Below are 16,694 nucleotides of genomic sequence, written 5' to 3' on the forward strand. Positions count from 1 at the left end.
TGACGCGCTGCTGACAGCGGCGCAACGTGCGCGGTCAGTAGCGTGTCGTCAACCCTCACAAGGTGTACCCATGGATCGCCTACAGCTCCAGTTGCACAGCGCCCGTCAGCAGTTTGCCGAAGGCCTGCCATTGCCAGCCGGGCTGCTGCCCGAACCGATCGAGCGCTCATGGGAGCGTTCCAGGGCCGCCGGGCTCAGTCCATGGCAACCGCGCCTGGCAGGCGGGCAGCTGGATATGCTGCCACTGACCGAGGCCGACAGCCAGCTAGCTGCTTGCGTGCAGCCGGAGCTGGAACGGCTGTGGGAGCTGATTGGCGATTCGCACTGGATGCTTTTTTGCGTCAACCCGGACAACCGCATTGTCCAGACCCGCAAACCGGCAGGCATCGACAGCCCGCTGTCGGCCCTGCACGCCGGGCGCCGGGTCAGCGAGATCGACGTCGGCACAACTGCACCGGCCTGCACGCTGATGGACGGCCTGCCGGCGATCGTTGCCGGTAACCAACATTACCTGCAGGAGTTTGCCCAGTTTTTCTGCGTCAGCGTGCCGTTGCGCGGGGTCAATGGCGAGCTGCTCGGGGCGCTGGACCTGACCGGCATTGGTACCCGTAACGCTGGCACTATGCTGGAACGCCTCAAACATGCCGCGCTGGCCACCGAGAACAACTTTTTCCTCAACCTGCCTGGCTGCCGCATCCTCGAACTGCAACACGATCCCAGGCTGCTCGGCTCACCGCTGCAGGCGCTGCTGGCGGTGCATGACGATGGTACGGTGCATGCAGCCAACCGCGCTGCGCAACAATTGCTGAGCGTGCCAAGCTACCGCCCAGAAGGGCTGTGGCTGGATCAGCTGTTCGACCGCCCCAGCCAAACCAGCCTCGATGGCTCACCGCAGCTGATGACCCTGGCCGATGGCTCACGCCTGTATGGCCGGCTGTTGGCCAAACCCATCGCCAAGCCCCGGACGGTGCCTGTCAGCACAACGGAGTTGGGCAGCGACCGGCGGGTCAATGCTCGCTTCGACGATGCCTGCAAGGCTGTGGCGGGTAACCTGCCGGTGCTGATCACCGGGCCGACCGGTTCTGGCAAGGAAGTGTTCGCCAAGGCGCTGCATGCGCACTGCTGCCCACAGGCTCCGTTCGTGGCGATCAACTGCGCCGCCTTACCCGAAAGCCTCATCGAAGCCGAACTGTTCGGCTACACCGAGGGCAGCTTCACTGGCGCCCGCAAAGGCGGTGCCATGGGCCTGCTGGAGTCTGCTGGCGACGGCATCCTACTGCTCGATGAGATAGGCGACATGCCGCTGTCCCTGCAAAGCCGGCTGCTGCGGGCCTTGCAAGAACGGCAGATTACCCGCGTTGGTAGCACTCGCACGGTAGCACTGAAGGCCCGCGTGATCGCTGCCACCCACAAGGACCTGGCCACGCTGGTAAGCAGAGGAGGCTTCCGCGAGGATCTGTTCTATCGCTTGGACGGCCTGCGCGTAGCCCTGCCCTCCCTTGAGGAGCGGCTGGACAAGGCTCAGCTGATCGACAGTTTTTTCCACCGCCCGGGTTTCCCACCGCTGGCGGCCGACGCCAGGCGCCAGTTGCTGGCTTACCATTGGCCGGGGAACCTACGGCAATTGGAGAACGTGGCACGCCTGGTCGGGGTGCTAGCTGCCGGTGAACCGTGCATTGGCGTGCAACACCTGCCTGATGAGCTGCAGGGCATTGCAGTCCCGGCTTCATGCAACCTGGCTTACGTCACCCAAGGGGTGATCGAGCGCGTGCTGCTTGCCCATGGCGGTAACGTCAGCGCCGCAGCCAAAGAGCTCGGTATCTCGCGTACCACATTGTACAAGCGCCTGGCCAATCAAGGTTCGCGGTGATATGACTTTGGCCAAGGTTGCCGGAATTCCTTCTTCTTGGCGAAGCTCCTCCAGTCTGGACCGACGTCAGGCATCGTTTTCGACGATCAGGTTTCAAGCCTTGATCATGGCCAAAACGCTTGCATGCTGGTGCACGGTATCTGGTGGCCGACTGCTGTCCCTAACGTACGGCAGCAACGGGTCCAGCCAGTGTGAAAACGCAGTAAACATCGAAACTTAAAGTCGCACGGAGTGCCTGCGGAATGAGCAGGCGAGCGCGCGAATAGCCCTCCTATCGAAAAGACATTTGTAATTCGGTATGGGCCGGGTAAGCGGCCGATACGGCTATTCGCGGGCCACTGAGCGGCGGGATTGTCGCCCAGATCGCTTCAAGTAGCCTTACGATGCAGAAGATGCTCATCAACTGCCGTCGATGGCGATGATCGATTGGGATAAAAGCTTTAGGTTAGGGCAAAACATTACGAACTGCCGGCAGACGCTACGAACGGCTTTACCGCGTTACTGCGAAGTCAGCAATCGTTGAAGTCGGGCGCCGCTCAGCCTGTTAGCTACATCCACTCGCTATTACTCTCAGCCTCATGCTCAAGCCGGCGGCTGGACGGAATCCGATTGAGATCGCCTTCGATGAAGAAAAAAACTTTGCATGCGAGGTCGTTGACCCCACAAAGACTTGAGTTCAACTATGTCCGGCGCATCGCTGAAATTGCCAGGTCCAACGATAATACTCATCGACGAAGAAAGGCGCCTTAGCGCCTTTCCTTTTACGTGCCGTTACGTGTCAATGGCCCTGTGACGCACGCACCGCCCGCACCTGCTCGGCCGTCACAACACCGACATGGTTCGACCACCCCTGACGCAGGAAGGTAGCCAGCTCGGCGACCTCGGCATCGTCCATGCGCTCGGCAAAGCCAGGCATCTGCAACACCGACGGCGCGCGCTCGGTGGAAGCCGATGAATAGACAAATCGATATCCATGTGACTTCGAGACATCTCGGCAAAGTCCCACTTTCCGGCACTCCCACAATTACAACATCAGGCCGGACCACCATGCATCCTCAACGCACCGTTCTGCACAACGAGTTGCACGCCCGCCCGTCACTATATTTCGACGGCCCGGCGCACGTTTTCCACCTTGCCGTAATTGGCGGCTATGCGGCCTGTGCCGCGCTACTGCAGCGCTGCTGCCCGAAGTCGGCCGACACAGATGCGGCCCAAGGCATCACCCGCCTGGACGGCCACCCGCTCAAGTGGGAACGGCACACCGAGTTCTTCACCCTGACGCTGGTGGTGCCCAGCACTACCGCGAACACCCAATGGCAGGTACTGCCACCGGCGCTGGCCGAGGCTATCGCGCCGCAGGCTGCCCAAGTGATTAATGCCGTGCAGGTTCTGGTGCGCGACGAGCAGGACCTGGACCTGCCCCGCTACGGTTTCAAGGACCCCTGTGGATCCTGCGTCGGCGGTGGCGATGCGGTGGTGTGGAGCGATTTTCGTCTGACCGAAGATGGCATCAACCGCTTTCTGTTCATCAACCGCCGCCTCAACGCCTACCGCCAGGGCCGCATGATACGTCGCCTGTTGGAAATCGAGACCTATCGCATGATGGCCTCGCTGACCCTGACCACCGCCAAGGACTTGTGCCAGGAACTGGACGCCTTCGACAAGACCTTGGTGCAACTGTCAGAGCGCAGCGCCGGGGGCGACGGCCATGACTCCAAGGCCCTGCTTGAGGCTATCGCTCACCTGTCGCGGCAGGTGGTCAGCCGTACGGTAAAAACGCGCAATCGCTTCGGCGCCACCCAGGCCTATGCGCAGCTTGTATTCGAGCGATTGGGCGAATTGCGTGAGAGCCATGTCGGTGATTGCCAGCGCCTGGGGGTATTCATCGAGCGCCGCTTCAAGCCAACCGTGCGCTTTTGCGCAGCCACCGAGCAGCGGCTGGAACAGTTAGCGAAGAATGTCGCCAATTTGGGCGACTTGCTGCAGGCACGAGTGCAAGTTGAAATGGAGGAGCAGAATGCGGGGATATTGTTGAGCCTCAACGCCAGGGCCGATGCACAAGTGAAGATCCAGAGGGCGGTGGAAGGCTTGTCGCTCATCGCCATCTCCTACTATTTGCTGAGTCTTTTCAAGCTGCTGTATGGCGGCTTGAATGTGCTGGGGCTTGGGCTGACGGCGCGAGATGCAATGGCAGGGATGGCGCTTCCGGTGGTGATGGTGTTGCTGGTGATAATCATGCGGATCAGGCACGCAAAACAGCTTTGAGCGCCTTTGCCCAGCACAGGAGCGCTGCTGCGCTCCTGTGCAACGAAGAGCACGCGCTTCCCTACGACGAACGAAGCAATACGCCTGCTGTGCGATATCGAGTGAAACACACCAGCAGAATGAACACCGTTACCCCGGCTGTCATCAGCGCCTCGTACCGGTAAGCGTCACTGAACAGCATGTACCCCAGCACCAGCAAGATGCTGGCGATCACCAGCCAGGTCAGCCAGGGGAAGAGCCACATTTTGAAGGCCGGCGTGGTGCCCTCGCGTTCGGCCCGCGCGCGCATGCGCAGTTGCGAGACGGCGATGGCCAGGTACACCAGCAGCGCGATGCCGCCGGTGGTGGAAAGCAGGAAGCTGAACACCTTGCCCGGAAACACGTAGTTGACCACACAGCCGGCGAACCCCGCCAAGGTCGACAGCAGCACCGCCGTCACCGGCACGCCGCTGGCGGAAACACGCCGGGTGATCGGCAGCGCTTCGCCACGGGCGCCCAGGGAGTACAGCATCCGAGATGCCGTATACAGCCCCGAATTCATGCAACTGGTCACCGCCACCAGCACCACCAGGTCGACCAGCAGCTTGGCACCGGGTACGTTGAGCACCTCCAGCACGCGCTGGAACGAACCGACGGCCTTTAGCTGCGGGTCGTTCCAGGCCACCAGCGACACCACCAGGAAGATCGATGCCAGGTAGAAGATGGCGATCCGGTACACAACCAGGTTGGTGGCACGGCGTATCTTCTCTTGCGGCCTGGCGGTCTCGGCCGCAGCGATGGTCACCACCTCCGCCCCGAAGAAGCAGAAGATGGTGATCAGCACTCCGCCAAGCACCGCCCCCCAGCCGTTGGGCACGAAACCTCCATTGGCCCACAGCTGGCCGACACCGGACACCTGGGCCAGCGGCCAGACGCCGAACACGGCCATGCCACCGACGATGATAAAAGCGATGATCGCCAGCACCTTGACCAGGGCGAACCAGAACTCGAACTCACCGAAATGCTTCACACTGACCAGGTTGCTGCAGGCCAGCAGGCCCATGATCAGGAAGGCGAACAGCCAGGACGGTACGGCGGGGAACCAGGCGTGCAGGATGTCTGCGCCGGCGATGGCCTCGACCGGAATGATCAACACCCAGAACCACCAGTACAGCCAACCGATGGTGAAGCCAGCCCAGGGCCCGATGGCTTCACCGGCGTAGGTCGAGAACGAGCCGCTGTTGGGGTTGGCCACTGCCATTTCGCCGAGCATGCGCATCACCAGCAGGACCAAAACCCCGGTCAAAGCGTAGGAGATGAGGATTGCCGGACCCGCAGAGGCGATGGCGTTGGAGGAACCGATGAACAGGCCAGCACCGATGATGCCAGCAATCGAGATCATCGAGATCTGGCGGGAGGTCAGGCCATGTTGCAGGGAACGCGGTTGTTCTTGTTGGGGCGACATCATCTGAAACCTTCGATCGGCTGCGCCGTTGCACGGGCAACGGCGAGACTTAAGCAAATACCGCCTTTCAGGTGGCGGCCGTGATGATGAGTTCCACCAGCATGCCGGGCTTGGCCATGCGGGCCTGGCCGGTGGAGCGCGCCGGGGCATGTGCCTTGTCTACCCAGGCGTCCCACACGCTGTTCACTGTTTCGAAGTCCCTCAGGTCATCGAGCCAGAGGATCGCGTTGAGGATCTTGCGTTTGTCGCTGCCTGCCAGTTCCAGCAACTGATCGATCTTGGCCAGCACCTCGCGGGTCTGCTCGGCGGCCGAGGTACCGGGGGTGCCCACCTGCCCGGTCAGGTACACCACGCCGTTGTGTTTGACGGCATGGTGAACACGGGTATCGAATTGGTATCGTTCAATGTCACTCACAGCACACACTCTCTTGGTGGATAACAAGGTTTACTGCCTGGCCACGGCATCACTCGCCCAGGTAAGCCTTCTGCACCTGCTTGTCGTGCAGCAGGTCCTGGCAACTGCCGGTCAGGGCAATGCGCCCTGAGTCGATCACGTAGGCGCGGTCGCAGGTCTGCAGGGCCAGGCGCGCGTTCTGCTCCACCAGCAGCAGGGTCACCCCGTCCTTGACCACCTCGCGGATGGTTTCGAAGATCTTCTGCACAATGATCGGCGCGAGGCCCATGGACGGCTCGTCCAACAGCAGCAACTTCGGCTTGCCCATCAACGCGCGGGAGATCGCTAGCATCTGCTGCTCGCCACCGGACAGGGTGCCGGCCAACTGGAACGCGCGCTCTTTGAGGCGCGGGAAGATGCCGTACATGCGTTCGATGTCGGCGTCGATGGCGTCCTTGCCGTCGCGGCGCGAATAGGCGCCCATCTGGAGGTTCTCGTGTACGGTCAGCTTGGGGAAGATGCCGCGACCCTCCGGTACCAGCGCCAGCCCCTCGCGAATCAGGTTGAAGCCCTTGATCGCCGCGTGGGCCTTGCCATCGAAGGTGATCTGCCCGGCATTGGGCTTGAGCAGCCCGGCCAAGGTCTTGAGGGTGGTGGTCTTGCCCGCGCCGTTGGCGCCGATCAGGGCGACCATCTCGCCCTGGGCCACGCTCAGGTCGATGCCCTTGATAGCCTGGATAGCGCCGTAGGCCACTTGCAGGTCGTTCACTTGCAGAATGTTGTTCATGCCACAGCCTCCGCGCCCAGATAGGCCTCGATCACCTTGGGGTCCTTGCGCACGTCGGCCGGCAGGCCGTCGGCGATCTTGCGGCCGAACTCCAGCACGGTGATGTGATCGCACAGGCCCATCACCAGCTTCACGTCGTGCTCGATCAGCAGCACCGTCTTGCCGTCCGCCTGCATCTTGCACATCAGCCGCCGCAGGCCTTCGGTTTCCGAGGCGTTCATGCCCGCCGCTGGCTCGTCAAGGGCGATCAGCTTGGGTTCTGTGGCCAGTGCCCGAGCGATTTCAAGGCGGCGTTGGTCGCCATAGGAGAGGTTCTTCGCCAGCTCGCACCACAGATGGGCAATGCCCACGTAATCCAGCCAATACCGCGCGGCCTGACGGATCTCGCGCTCTTCACGCACGCAGGCCGGGGTCCGCAAGATGGCGCCGAAGACGCCACTGCGGGTGCGCACATGGCGGCCGATCATCACGTTTTCCAGGGCAGTCATGTTGTGGAACAGGCGGATGTTCTGGAAGGTCCGCGAGATACCGGCCTCCACCACTTTGTGCGGCTTGCTGATCAGCAACGGCTTGCCGTCGAAAACCACCCGCCCTTGCTCGGCCCGGTACAGCCCAGTGAGCACATTGAACAAGGTAGTCTTTCCGGCGCCGTTGGGACCGAGCAGGCCGCGAATCTCGCCGCGGCGGATGCTCAGGTCGATGCCGTGCAGGGCCTGCAGGCCGCCGAAGAACTTGCTGACCTGGTGCAGCTCGAGAAGGATGTCGCTCATGCCTTGTCAGCCTCTTTGATCGGAAGGTCGAAGGATGCTTCGCTGCTCGGCGCCTGCACTGCGGTGGCCGCTTCCTCCGGTGCAGGTTCTGGGTCGCCATCGTGCAGCTCGGCGCGGCGCCGGTCGGACGGCCACAGGCCCTCGGGGCGAAAACGCATTACCAGGATCAGTGCCAGGCCGAACACCAGCATGCGCAGGGTCGAGGCATCCAGCACGTTTCGCAGGATGTCGCGGCTGATGAAAGTGACGTTGTCCATCACCCACGGCTGGACCCAGTTGACCAGGTCGCGGAACAGTTCGGGCATCACCGACAGGATCAACGCCCCCAGCACCACGCCACGGATCGAACCCATGCCTCCGAGCACTACCATGGCCAGCACCATGATCGATTCCATCAAGGTGAACGACTCGGGGCTGACAAAGCCCTGGTAGCTGGAGAACAGCACCCCGGACACCCCGCCGAAGGTGGCGCCCATGGCGAAGGCCAACAGCTTGAGGTTGCGCTTATTCAGGCCCATGGCCTCGGCGGCCACTTCATCTTCGCGCAGGGCCATCCAAGCCCGGCCGATGCGCGAGACCTCCAGGCGCTTGGACAGCACGATGCACAAAATCACGATGAACAGGAAGAACAGGTAGTAGCTGATCACCGGAGACACCGGCAGGCCGAACAGGCTCCAACTCTGCTGCAGTGACAGCAAAGGAGCGGCGCCCTCCCCAGGCGCATGCATCCATGCCCCGCCGTCGAGATGCAGTGGCGCGATATTGCTGATGCCCTGCGGGCCGTTGGTGAGGTTCACCGGCTGGTCAAGGTTGTTCATGAAGATGCGGATAATCTCGCCAAATCCCAGGGTGACGATCGCCAGGTAGTCGCCGCGCAGCTTGAGCACCGGCGCGCCAATCAACACACCACAGATGGCCGCAGCAACTGCCGCCAGCGGAATGATCACCCAGATCGGCCAGTCCATAACCCCGCTGGCAAGGCCCGCCAGGTTCAGGTGTGGCGAGGCGAGCAAGGCGTATAGGTAGGCGCCGATGGCGTAGAAGCCGATGTAGCCCATGTCGAGCAGGCCGGCGTAGCCGATGACAATGTTCAGGCCCAACGCCAGCAGCACGTAGAGCATGGCAAAGCCAAGGATGCGCACCCAGGTCGGGCCCAGCATCGGGATGGCCTCGACCAGGAACGGCAAGGCGATGAAGCAGATAATCAACAACAGGTACTGGGTCTTGAGGTTTTTCATGACTGCCTCCTCACGCCCGGTCAGCCTGGCGTTCGCCAAGCAGCCCATTGGGACGGAACAGCAACACCAGAATCAGCACCGAAAAGGCGAAGATGTCCTGGTAGTTGGCCCCCAGGAAGCCGCCCGTCAACTGCCCGGTGTAGCCTGCCGCCAGCGATTCGATCAACCCCAGCAACAGGCCGCCGGCCATGGCCCCGAACAGGTTGCCGATACCGCCAAGTACCGCCGCGGAGAACGCCTTCAGGCCCAGCAGCAGGCCCATGTAGGCATCGGCCTGGCCGTAGTTGATGGCGCGCATTACCCCGGCAATGGCCCCCAAGCTTGCACCGATCAGGAAGGTCGCGCTGATCACCCGGTTGATGTTGATACCCATCAGCCCGGCCACTTCCTGGTTCTGCGCAGTGGCGCGCATGGCCTTGCCCAAGCGGGTCTTGTCCACCAGCAGCCAGAGGCCGAGCATGATCACCACGGCGATCAACATGATCGACAGCTGCACGTTGGTGACGGTTGCGCCGAACACCTCCACCGGCCGGGTTTCGACCACTTCCGGGAAGGTCTTGTAGCCACGCCCCCAGATCATCATCGCCAGGTTCTGCAGGGCGATTGAGATGCCGATGGCGAGAATTAGCGGGGTCAGCCGCGGCGCCTTGCGCAGCGGCCTGTAGGCGTATTTTTCCATGCCCTGGGCCAGCAGCATGCACACCACCACCGCGGCCATGATCGCCAATAGCAAGGTGATCAGGCCGGGGGCAAAGCCTGCGCCGGCCAGCATCGTCAGGACTGAAATGGTGACCATGGCGCCGACCATCACCACTTCGCCATGGGCGAAGTTGATCAGGCCGATGATGCCGTAGACCATGGTGTAACCCAGGGCTACCAGGGCGTAGATGCTGCCCAGCACCAAGCCGTTGAGGATCTGTTGCAACAAGATATCGAAGTTACCGTCCACGAGTTGAATCCTCGAAACTGCGTTGTCGTCGGCGCGCAGCGACACTGCACCGCGCGCCAACAGGCCTGGCAGGTAGGAATAAATCTTCTTGTTATGTAGCGGGCTGAAGCCCGCTTTTTATTAGGCTTAGGCTCAGTCGCGCTCGACCGACAGGGTCTTCCAGCCGCCGTCGGCGAACTGGAACACGGTGGCCGCCGGGCTCTTGAGGTTGCCTTGGTCGTCGAAGGCGATGGTACCTGTCACGCCTTCGTAGCTCTGGTTCTTGAGCACGGGCAGGTACACCTTGGGATCGTCGGAACCGGCCTTGACCATGGCATTGATCGCCGCCCAGGTAGCGTCGTAGGCAGCTGGCGACGACTGCACCACGCCCACGCCGAACTTGTCCTTGAGCTTCTGCTCGAAGGCCGCACCCTTGGGCATTTCCAGCAATGGGGTGCCGTAGTTCCAGGCGTAGGTGCCTTCCGCGGCGCTGCCGGCCATCTGTTTGAACGAGTCATTGGGCAGGTTGCCGATGTTCATGAAGCGAGCCTTCAGGCCCAGGTTCTTCATCTGTTTGGCCATGGGCGCGGCCTGGTAATCCAGGGCTGCGAAGAACACCGCATCGGCCTTCTGCGCCTTGGCGGTGGTGAGGATGGCGTTGAAATCGGTGGACTTGTCGTTGGTGTACTCACGCACCACCACGTTGCCGCCGGCGGCCTTGACCGCCTTGGTCACTTCGTCGGCCAAGCCCTGGCCGTAGGCAGTACGGTCATCGATGATGGCGATGCGCTTGGCTTCGAGCTTGCTGACCAGGTAGTTGCCGGCGTAGCGGCCAAGGGTGGCGTCGTCGTTGACCACGCGAAACACCGAAGGAATGCCCTGTTGGGTCAGGGTGGGGTTGGTGGCCGACGGCGAGATCTGCGGGATCCCGGCGGCGGCGTAGATCTTCGACGCCGGGATGCTGGTGCCAGAGTTGTAGTGGCCGATCACCACCGCGACTTTGGAATCCACCAGCCGTTGCGCGACGGCAGTGCCGGTACGCGGGTCGGCGACATCGTCCTCGGAGACCAGCTTGAACTGGGCCACTTTGTCGCCGATTTTCAGTTGCTGCTGATTGGCCTCTTCCACGGCAATCTGGATGCCGTGTTCGACGTCCTGCCCCTGGTGCGCCGAAGGCCCGGTCAGGGGGCCGGCAAAGCCGATCCTGACGGTCTTAACCTCCCCTGCGTGGGCCGTCCCCATTGCCATCAGCAAGGTTACTGCGGTGGCGAGGGCTGTACGCCCCCCGTTGTTCTTATACATGCTCAGCTCCCAGTATGATTGGACGAACCTCGACATCACTTAGCGCATGCGATCTGGCTGGAGCGCCGTCGCACTTGTAAGATAACAGTCAGCAGGCAACTGTCAATGGGTGTATGCTGTGGTAGTCGATAAAAGAATCTTGCCGGCGACGAACGATCCTCAGGGCACAACAGGGTCGCCACTCGCTAGTCAGATGTTTGATAACATATGGCGACAACATCACCGCTGGTTGGCTACGGATCCCGCCGCATACGGCTCAAGGGCTGCGCGCAACCTGCGGATCACAACCGTGATGAGCCAATCAGTTTCAGGAGCAACCTTCTTATGAATGCGTCGTTAGGCACACGTCGCGCCAATCTGGCGGAAACCGTGATTCAGGAGCTGTCCGGCCGGATCGACAATGGTACCTATGGCCCAGGTGACAAACTGCCGTCCGAGCAGGAGCTGTGCAAAGAGTTCAACGTCAGCCGCCCGGTGATCCGCGAAGCCGTTGCCTCGCTGCGCCTGGGCGGGCGCCTGGTGGCACGCCAAGGGGTGGGCGTGTTCGTGGTCGAGCAGGACGTCAAGCGCATCGGCTTTGCCATCGACAGCGTGGTCGACGATGTACGCGCCGCCGCACACATTCTGGAGCTGCGCCTGGGGGTCGAGACCGAATCGGTGGCCCGCGCCGCCGAGCGCCGCAGCCCGGCCAGCATGGCGGCGATCACCGAGGCGTTCGACCGCTTCAACTCTCTCGACGGTGCTTCGCAAGAAGAAGAGGCCAAGGCCGACTTCGAGTTCCACCTAGCCATTGCCCGCGCCACCAACAATCCGCACTTCACCCAACTGCTCGAAGCGTTGGGGCCGGACATAATCCTCGACCTCAACCTCAAGCACGGCCAGGTCAGCGGCAAGAACCGCCAGGCGCACATCAAGAAGATCGGCCGCGAGCATGGCGCGATCCTGTCGGCGATCAGCATGGGCGATGTCAGCAGCGCTCGCACGGCGCTGCGCAAGCACCTGGAAGAGAGCTTGTCGCGCTATCAGCGGTTGCTCGACAGCAAGGCCTGACCCAATCGCGGAACAAGCCCGCTCCCACGCAGTGAAACGCCCCAGGAACGTGGACACTGATCCGACCCTTAGGGCATCTCACTGCGTGGAAGCGGGTTTGCCCCGCGATGAGGCCGGTTGAGGCGCTAGACCCCCAGGCACACGTACTTGATCTCCAGGTAATCCTCAATCCCGTACCGCGACCCTTCCCTGCCCAGCCCGGAAGCCTTGACCCCACCAAACGGCGCGACCTCAGTGGCTACCACGCCGACGTTGATCCCCACCATCCCGTACTCCAGCGCCTCGGACACCCGCCACACCCGCCCGACGTCCTGGGTGTATGCATAGCAGGCCAGCCCGAACTCGGTGTCGTTGGCCTGGGCAATTACATCCTGCTCGGTATTGAAGCGGAAGATCGGCGCCACCGGCCCGAAGATCTCTTCGCGCGCGACCCGCATGTCGGCCGTCACATCGGCCAGCAAGGTCGGTTCGAAGAACGCCTCGCCCAGCGCATGCCGGCGTCCACCGGCCACGACCCGCGCCCCCGCCTCCAGCGCTTCACCCACCAGCCGCTCTACGCCCGCAGCGGCACTCCCGTCGATCATCGGCCCGACCTGGGTGCCTGGCGCATCACCCTGCCCCACAACCAAGCCATTCACCCGCTCGGCGAAACGCGCAACGAAGCGCTCGTAAATGCTGTCCTGGATATAGAAGCGGTTGGCGCACACGCAGGTCTGCCCGCTGTTGCGAAATTTGGCGATCAACGCGCCCTCTACTGCCTTCTCCAAATCGGCATCGTCGAACACGATGAAGGGCGCATTACCACCCAGCTCCATAGTCACCTTCTTTACCGTCGCGGCCGACTGCTGCAGCAACTGGATGCCGATCGGCGTGGAGCCGGTAAACGACAGCTTGCGCACGATCGGGTTGGCCGTCAGCTCGCCGCCGATGGCCGCCGAGTCACCGGTAACCACGCTCAGCACACCGGCAGGAATGCCAGCGCGCTCCGCCAGCACACACAGCGCCAGGGCGCTGAACGGTGTCTGAGAAGCCGGCTTGAGCACCAGGGTGCAGCCCGCCGCCAGGGCTGGTGCAGCCTTGCGGGTGATCATCGCCGCCGGGAAGTTCCACGGCGTGATCGCCGCGCACACGCCGATCGGCTCCTTGGTGACGAGCAAACGGCGATCGGCATTCGGCGAGGGGATCACATCACCATAGATGCGCTTGCCCTCTTCGGAATAGAACTCCACATAGGCCGCAGCGAAGGCGATTTCACCGCGCGACTCGGCCAGCGGCTTGCCCTGCTCGGCGGTCATGATCCGCGCCAGGTCTTCCTGATGCTCGAGGATCAAGCGGAACCACGCCTGCAGCCGGACGGCCCGCTCCTTGGCGGTGAGCGCGCGCCAGGCCGGCAATGCACGCGCGGCGGCGGCAATGGCACGGCGGGTTTCCTCGGCGCCCATGCGCGGCACGTGGCCCAGCACTTCGCTGCTGGCCGGATTGGTCACGGCGATACGCTGGCCGTTGTCGGCCGCCAGCCATTTTCCATCGATGTAGCAAACTTCACGCAGCAGATCGTGATCGGCAAGATTCATGTCGATTGGCTCGTTCGAAGAAGTAAAAAAGGTGGGGCCATGCAACGCCCCACCTGAGGCGAATCAGCGCTGGGCTTGCAGGGCCTTGTCGCGGATCTGGCTGAGGGTCATGCGCGGGGTCAGGGCCTCCGGGTCTACCTGGATTTCGATCAGCGCCGGCTTGCCGGACGCTTGGCAGCGCTCGAAAGCTACGACGAAATCTTCGGTGCGCGTGACCGTTTCGCCGTGCAGGCCATAGGCACGAGCCAGCGCGGCGAAGTCCGGGTTGTGCAGCTCGGTGCCCGACACCCGCCCCGGGTAGCTGCGCTCCTGGTGCATGCGGATTGTGCCGTACATGCCGTTATTGACCACGATGGTGATCACCCGGGCACCGTAGTGGGCCGCCGTGGCCAGCTCCTGGCCGTTCATCATGAAGCAACCGTCCCCAGCAAACGCCACCACGGTGCGCTGCGGGTAGGTCAGCTTGGCCGCCACTGCCGCCGGCACGCCATAGCCCATTGAACCGTTGGTGGGGCCGAGCAGCGTGCGGAATTCACGGTGCTGGTAACCGCGGTGCACCCAGCCGGTATAGTTGCCTGCGCCACAGGTGAGGATGCTGTCGCTCGGCAGGTGCTTGTTCAGCCAGGCGATCACCTCACTCATCTGCACATTACCCGGCGAGCGCGGGGTTTCGAAGTTGCCCAGGTAGCCACGATTGAGTCTGACAGTCCAGTCTTCGAAAGCATCGGGACGCACCGGCGCGACCCGGTTCACCTGGCGCAGAAAACTGCCAGGGCCTGCGTTGATACCTAAGGTTGGCTGATAGACCCTGCCGATCTCCTCGGCACTGGGGTGCACATGTACCAGAGCCTGCTTCGGCGTCGGGATATCGACCAAGGCATAGCCGCCGGTGGTCATCTCGCCCAGGCGCGCGCCAACCACGATCAGCAAGTCTGACTGCTTCACCGCCTCGACCAGCACCGGACCGGCAGCCAGCCCGAGGTCACCGGCGTAGTGCGGATCGGTGTTGTCGAACAGGTCCTGGCAACGGAACGAGGCCGCCAGCGGCAGGTTCTGGGTTTGCACGAAGGACTTCAGGTCCGCCACTGCTTCGGCCGTCCAACCGCCACCACCCGCCACCACCAGCGGCCGCTCGGCCCTGGTCAGTAATTGCTGCAGCTCAGCCATGGCTTCCGGCGCCGGCGCCGCCTCGACGCGTTTGGCTGGGCGAGCATCGGACACCTGGACCAGGTCGGTCAGCATGTCCTCGGGCAGTGCCACCACCACGGGGCCCGGGCGGCCACTGATAGCGCGCTGGAAAGCCTGGTTGATCAGCTCGGGAATGCGCGCAGCATCGTCGATCTGCACCACCCACTTTGCCATCTGGCCGAACATGCGGCGGTAGTCCACTTCCTGGAAGGCTTCGCGCTCGATCTGGTCGCGAGCCACCTGGCCGATGAATAGGATCATCGGGGTGGAGTCCTGGAAAGCAGTGTGCACGCCCACCGAGGCGTTGGTGGCACCGGGGCCGCGGGTAACCATGCAGATGCCAGGCTTGCCGGTCAGCTTGCCGTAGGCCTCGGCCATGTACGCCGCACCGCCCTCCTGGCGGCAGACGATCAGCTCGATATCGTCCTGCACATCGTGCAACGCATCGAGCACCGCCAGGTAGCTCTCGCCGGGCACGCAGAAAGCGCGTTCGACACCATTCACCCGCAAGGCATCGACCAACACCTGGCCGCCGCTGCGCTTCACTTCGGAGTTGCTCATTGTTGTTCTCCCTCAGGCCGCGCGGTCAGATGACCGAATCTTCCAGGAACGGCTTGTTGTCGATGACGCGCTGATAGGACAGCGCGCCCAGGTCTAGCGAGCGATAGCCGCCGTAGGTGATCAGTTCGGACAGGCCACGGCCAATGGCCGGCGCCTGCTGCAGACCATGGCCGCTGAAGCCGTTGCAAAACAGGAAGTTCTTAACCTCGTTGTGCGGGCCGACGATAGCGTTATGGTCAAGCACACAGAAGTCGTAGTGCCCAGCCCAGAAGTTGACCACCTTGATGCCCTCGAACGCGGGCACGCGCTCGGCGAGGATCGGCCAGACTTCTTCGTCGAACTCGTCGTGCATCACGTCGAAGTCCTCGAAGTCCACTTCTGGGTCGTGCTTGGGGTAAGTGCCGCCCAAGTAGAACTTGCCCTCAGGGCGGAAGAACACGCCGGTCGGGTCGATGGTCAGCGGCACGGTGCCTTCCAACGGGGTGCGGCAGTCGAACACGAACAGCGAACGGCGCCGCGGCTCCACCGGGATGTCCAGGCCGGCCATGCGCGCGACCTTGGTACCGCGGGTGCCGGCGCAATTGACCAGCAGGCCGCAACCGATGCGCTCGCCACTGGCCAGTTGCACCCCGGTGATGCGGTCGCCTTCACGCTGAATGCTGACCACTTCGTTTTCGATGTACTCGATGCCCATCGAGCGCGCCTTGCGGCGGAAACCGTTGAGCATGCCAAGGCTGTCGAACCAGCCTTCGCCGGTCTGGCCGTAGCTGGCACCGGCCAGGGTATCGATGTTCACCCAGGGGAATTTGCGCTGCAGTTGCTCGGGGTCGAGCAGGTGCACGTCGGCACCGTGGGACACCTGGGTGTCGTGCAGGCGGCGAAGTACTTCGTAGCCCTTGGTGTCACCGAGGAACAGGTAGCCGTTCTCGTGGAAGGCCAGGTCCGGGCGGTCGCCGTCCACTTCCATCAAGTCGGGGAAGTTGCGCACGAATTCGGCGCCGAACTTCGAGATTTCGATGTTAATGGGGTTAGAGAACTGTTGGCGGATCGAGCTGCTCGACAGCGCCGTAGCCGACTTGTTGTAGGTCCAGTCGCGCTCGATGACCAGCAGCGAGCCTTTGAAATCCGGGTTGTTGGCCAGAAAATAGGCCGTGGCGCTGCCGTTGACCGCGCCGCCGACGATCACCACATCGTAATTCTGTTGTTTAGCGGTGGAAGCCATGGAGTTAGCTCTCTTGGAGATAGCAGGGACCTAGTAGGAGCGAGCTTGTCCCGCGAACACCGGCAAAGCGTCGCATGCTTCGCGGGGCAAACCCGCTCCTA

The 16,694-nt window shown here is 62.7% G+C and carries 14 protein-coding genes; 3 read left to right on the forward strand and 11 right to left on the reverse strand.

Translation table 11 applies throughout. The features are described 5' to 3' along the window. Positions 1-70: 70 nt before the first annotated feature. The gene (locus IWW33_RS24675) at positions 71-1,870 is read left to right on the forward strand and encodes a sigma-54-dependent Fis family transcriptional regulator (protein WP_174141298.1); all 1,800 of its coding nucleotides are present in this window, start codon (positions 71-73) and stop codon (positions 1,868-1,870) included. A gap of 778 nt (positions 1,871-2,648) precedes the next feature. Here IWW33_RS24675 and IWW33_RS24680 read toward each other — a convergent pair. Next, entirely contained in the window at positions 2,649-2,786 is a 138-nt protein-coding gene (locus tag IWW33_RS24680) for a cytochrome c (RefSeq protein ID WP_174141299.1), read from the reverse strand. 131 nt (positions 2,787-2,917) lie between these two features. On the opposite strand from IWW33_RS24680, the gene IWW33_RS24685 reads away from it, so the two are divergent. Further along, the gene (locus tag IWW33_RS24685; RefSeq protein ID WP_174141300.1) at positions 2,918-4,135 is read left to right on the forward strand and encodes a DUF3422 domain-containing protein; all 1,218 of its coding nucleotides are present in this window, start codon (positions 2,918-2,920) and stop codon (positions 4,133-4,135) included. 61 nt (positions 4,136-4,196) lie between these two features. Here the strand turns inward: IWW33_RS24685 and IWW33_RS24690 are convergent, their stop codons facing one another. The 7 genes from IWW33_RS24690 to IWW33_RS24720 all read right to left on the reverse strand — a co-directional run bounded on the left by IWW33_RS24690 (position 4,197) and on the right by IWW33_RS24720 (position 10,998). Continuing rightward, the gene (locus tag IWW33_RS24690; protein WP_174141301.1) at positions 4,197-5,582 is read right to left on the reverse strand and encodes an amino acid permease; all 1,386 of its coding nucleotides are present in this window, start codon (positions 5,580-5,582) and stop codon (positions 4,197-4,199) included. A 64-nt stretch (positions 5,583-5,646) separates the two neighbouring features. Beyond that, positions 5,647-5,994, reverse strand: a complete 348-nt coding sequence (locus tag IWW33_RS24695; protein WP_174141302.1) for a RidA family protein — start codon at positions 5,992-5,994, stop codon at positions 5,647-5,649. A 49-nt stretch (positions 5,995-6,043) separates the two neighbouring features. Further along, a complete protein-coding gene (locus IWW33_RS24700; protein WP_174141303.1) occupies positions 6,044-6,760 on the reverse strand; it encodes an ABC transporter ATP-binding protein in 717 nt (238 codons plus the stop codon). Continuing rightward, positions 6,757-7,530 (reverse strand): ABC transporter ATP-binding protein, encoded by a 774-nt coding sequence (locus tag IWW33_RS24705; protein WP_174141304.1) that lies wholly within the window; start codon positions 7,528-7,530, stop codon positions 6,757-6,759. The genes IWW33_RS24700 and IWW33_RS24705 overlap by 4 nt, the downstream gene beginning before the upstream one ends. After that, on the reverse strand, positions 7,527-8,768 hold the full coding sequence (locus tag IWW33_RS24710; RefSeq protein WP_174141305.1) for an ABC transporter ATP-binding protein: 1,242 nt from the start codon (positions 8,766-8,768) through the stop codon (positions 7,527-7,529). The genes IWW33_RS24705 and IWW33_RS24710 overlap by 4 nt, the downstream gene beginning before the upstream one ends. A 10-nt stretch (positions 8,769-8,778) precedes the next feature. After that, on the reverse strand, positions 8,779-9,717 hold the full coding sequence (locus IWW33_RS24715) for a branched-chain amino acid ABC transporter permease (RefSeq protein ID WP_174141306.1): 939 nt from the start codon (positions 9,715-9,717) through the stop codon (positions 8,779-8,781). A gap of 132 nt (positions 9,718-9,849) precedes the next feature. Then, positions 9,850-10,998, reverse strand: coding sequence for a branched-chain amino acid ABC transporter substrate-binding protein (locus tag IWW33_RS24720; RefSeq protein WP_231386194.1), 1,149 nt, complete (start codon positions 10,996-10,998; stop codon positions 9,850-9,852). A 324-nt stretch (positions 10,999-11,322) separates the two neighbouring features. Between IWW33_RS24720 and IWW33_RS24725 the strand changes: the two genes are divergently transcribed. Continuing rightward, the gene (locus tag IWW33_RS24725) at positions 11,323-12,048 is read left to right on the forward strand and encodes a FadR/GntR family transcriptional regulator (RefSeq protein ID WP_174141307.1); all 726 of its coding nucleotides are present in this window, start codon (positions 11,323-11,325) and stop codon (positions 12,046-12,048) included. A gap of 125 nt (positions 12,049-12,173) precedes the next feature. On the opposite strand, the gene IWW33_RS24730 is transcribed toward IWW33_RS24725, so the two are convergent. The 3 genes from IWW33_RS24730 to IWW33_RS24740 form a co-directional block, all read right to left on the reverse strand. Next, complete coding sequence (locus IWW33_RS24730) at positions 12,174-13,622, reverse strand: NAD-dependent succinate-semialdehyde dehydrogenase (protein WP_196914415.1); 1,449 nt, start codon at positions 13,620-13,622, stop codon at positions 12,174-12,176. A gap of 63 nt (positions 13,623-13,685) precedes the next feature. Then, positions 13,686-15,371 (reverse strand): thiamine pyrophosphate-binding protein, encoded by a 1,686-nt coding sequence (locus IWW33_RS24735; protein WP_174141309.1) that lies wholly within the window; start codon positions 15,369-15,371, stop codon positions 13,686-13,688. 25 nt (positions 15,372-15,396) lie between these two features. Then, the gene (locus tag IWW33_RS24740; protein ID WP_174141310.1) at positions 15,397-16,593 is read right to left on the reverse strand and encodes an FAD-binding oxidoreductase; all 1,197 of its coding nucleotides are present in this window, start codon (positions 16,591-16,593) and stop codon (positions 15,397-15,399) included. Positions 16,594-16,694 lie beyond the last annotated feature (101 nt).

It is taken from the genome of Pseudomonas sp. M2 (genome assembly GCF_015751845.1).
Lineage (GTDB): Bacteria > Pseudomonadota > Gammaproteobacteria > Pseudomonadales > Pseudomonadaceae > Aquipseudomonas > Aquipseudomonas putida_E.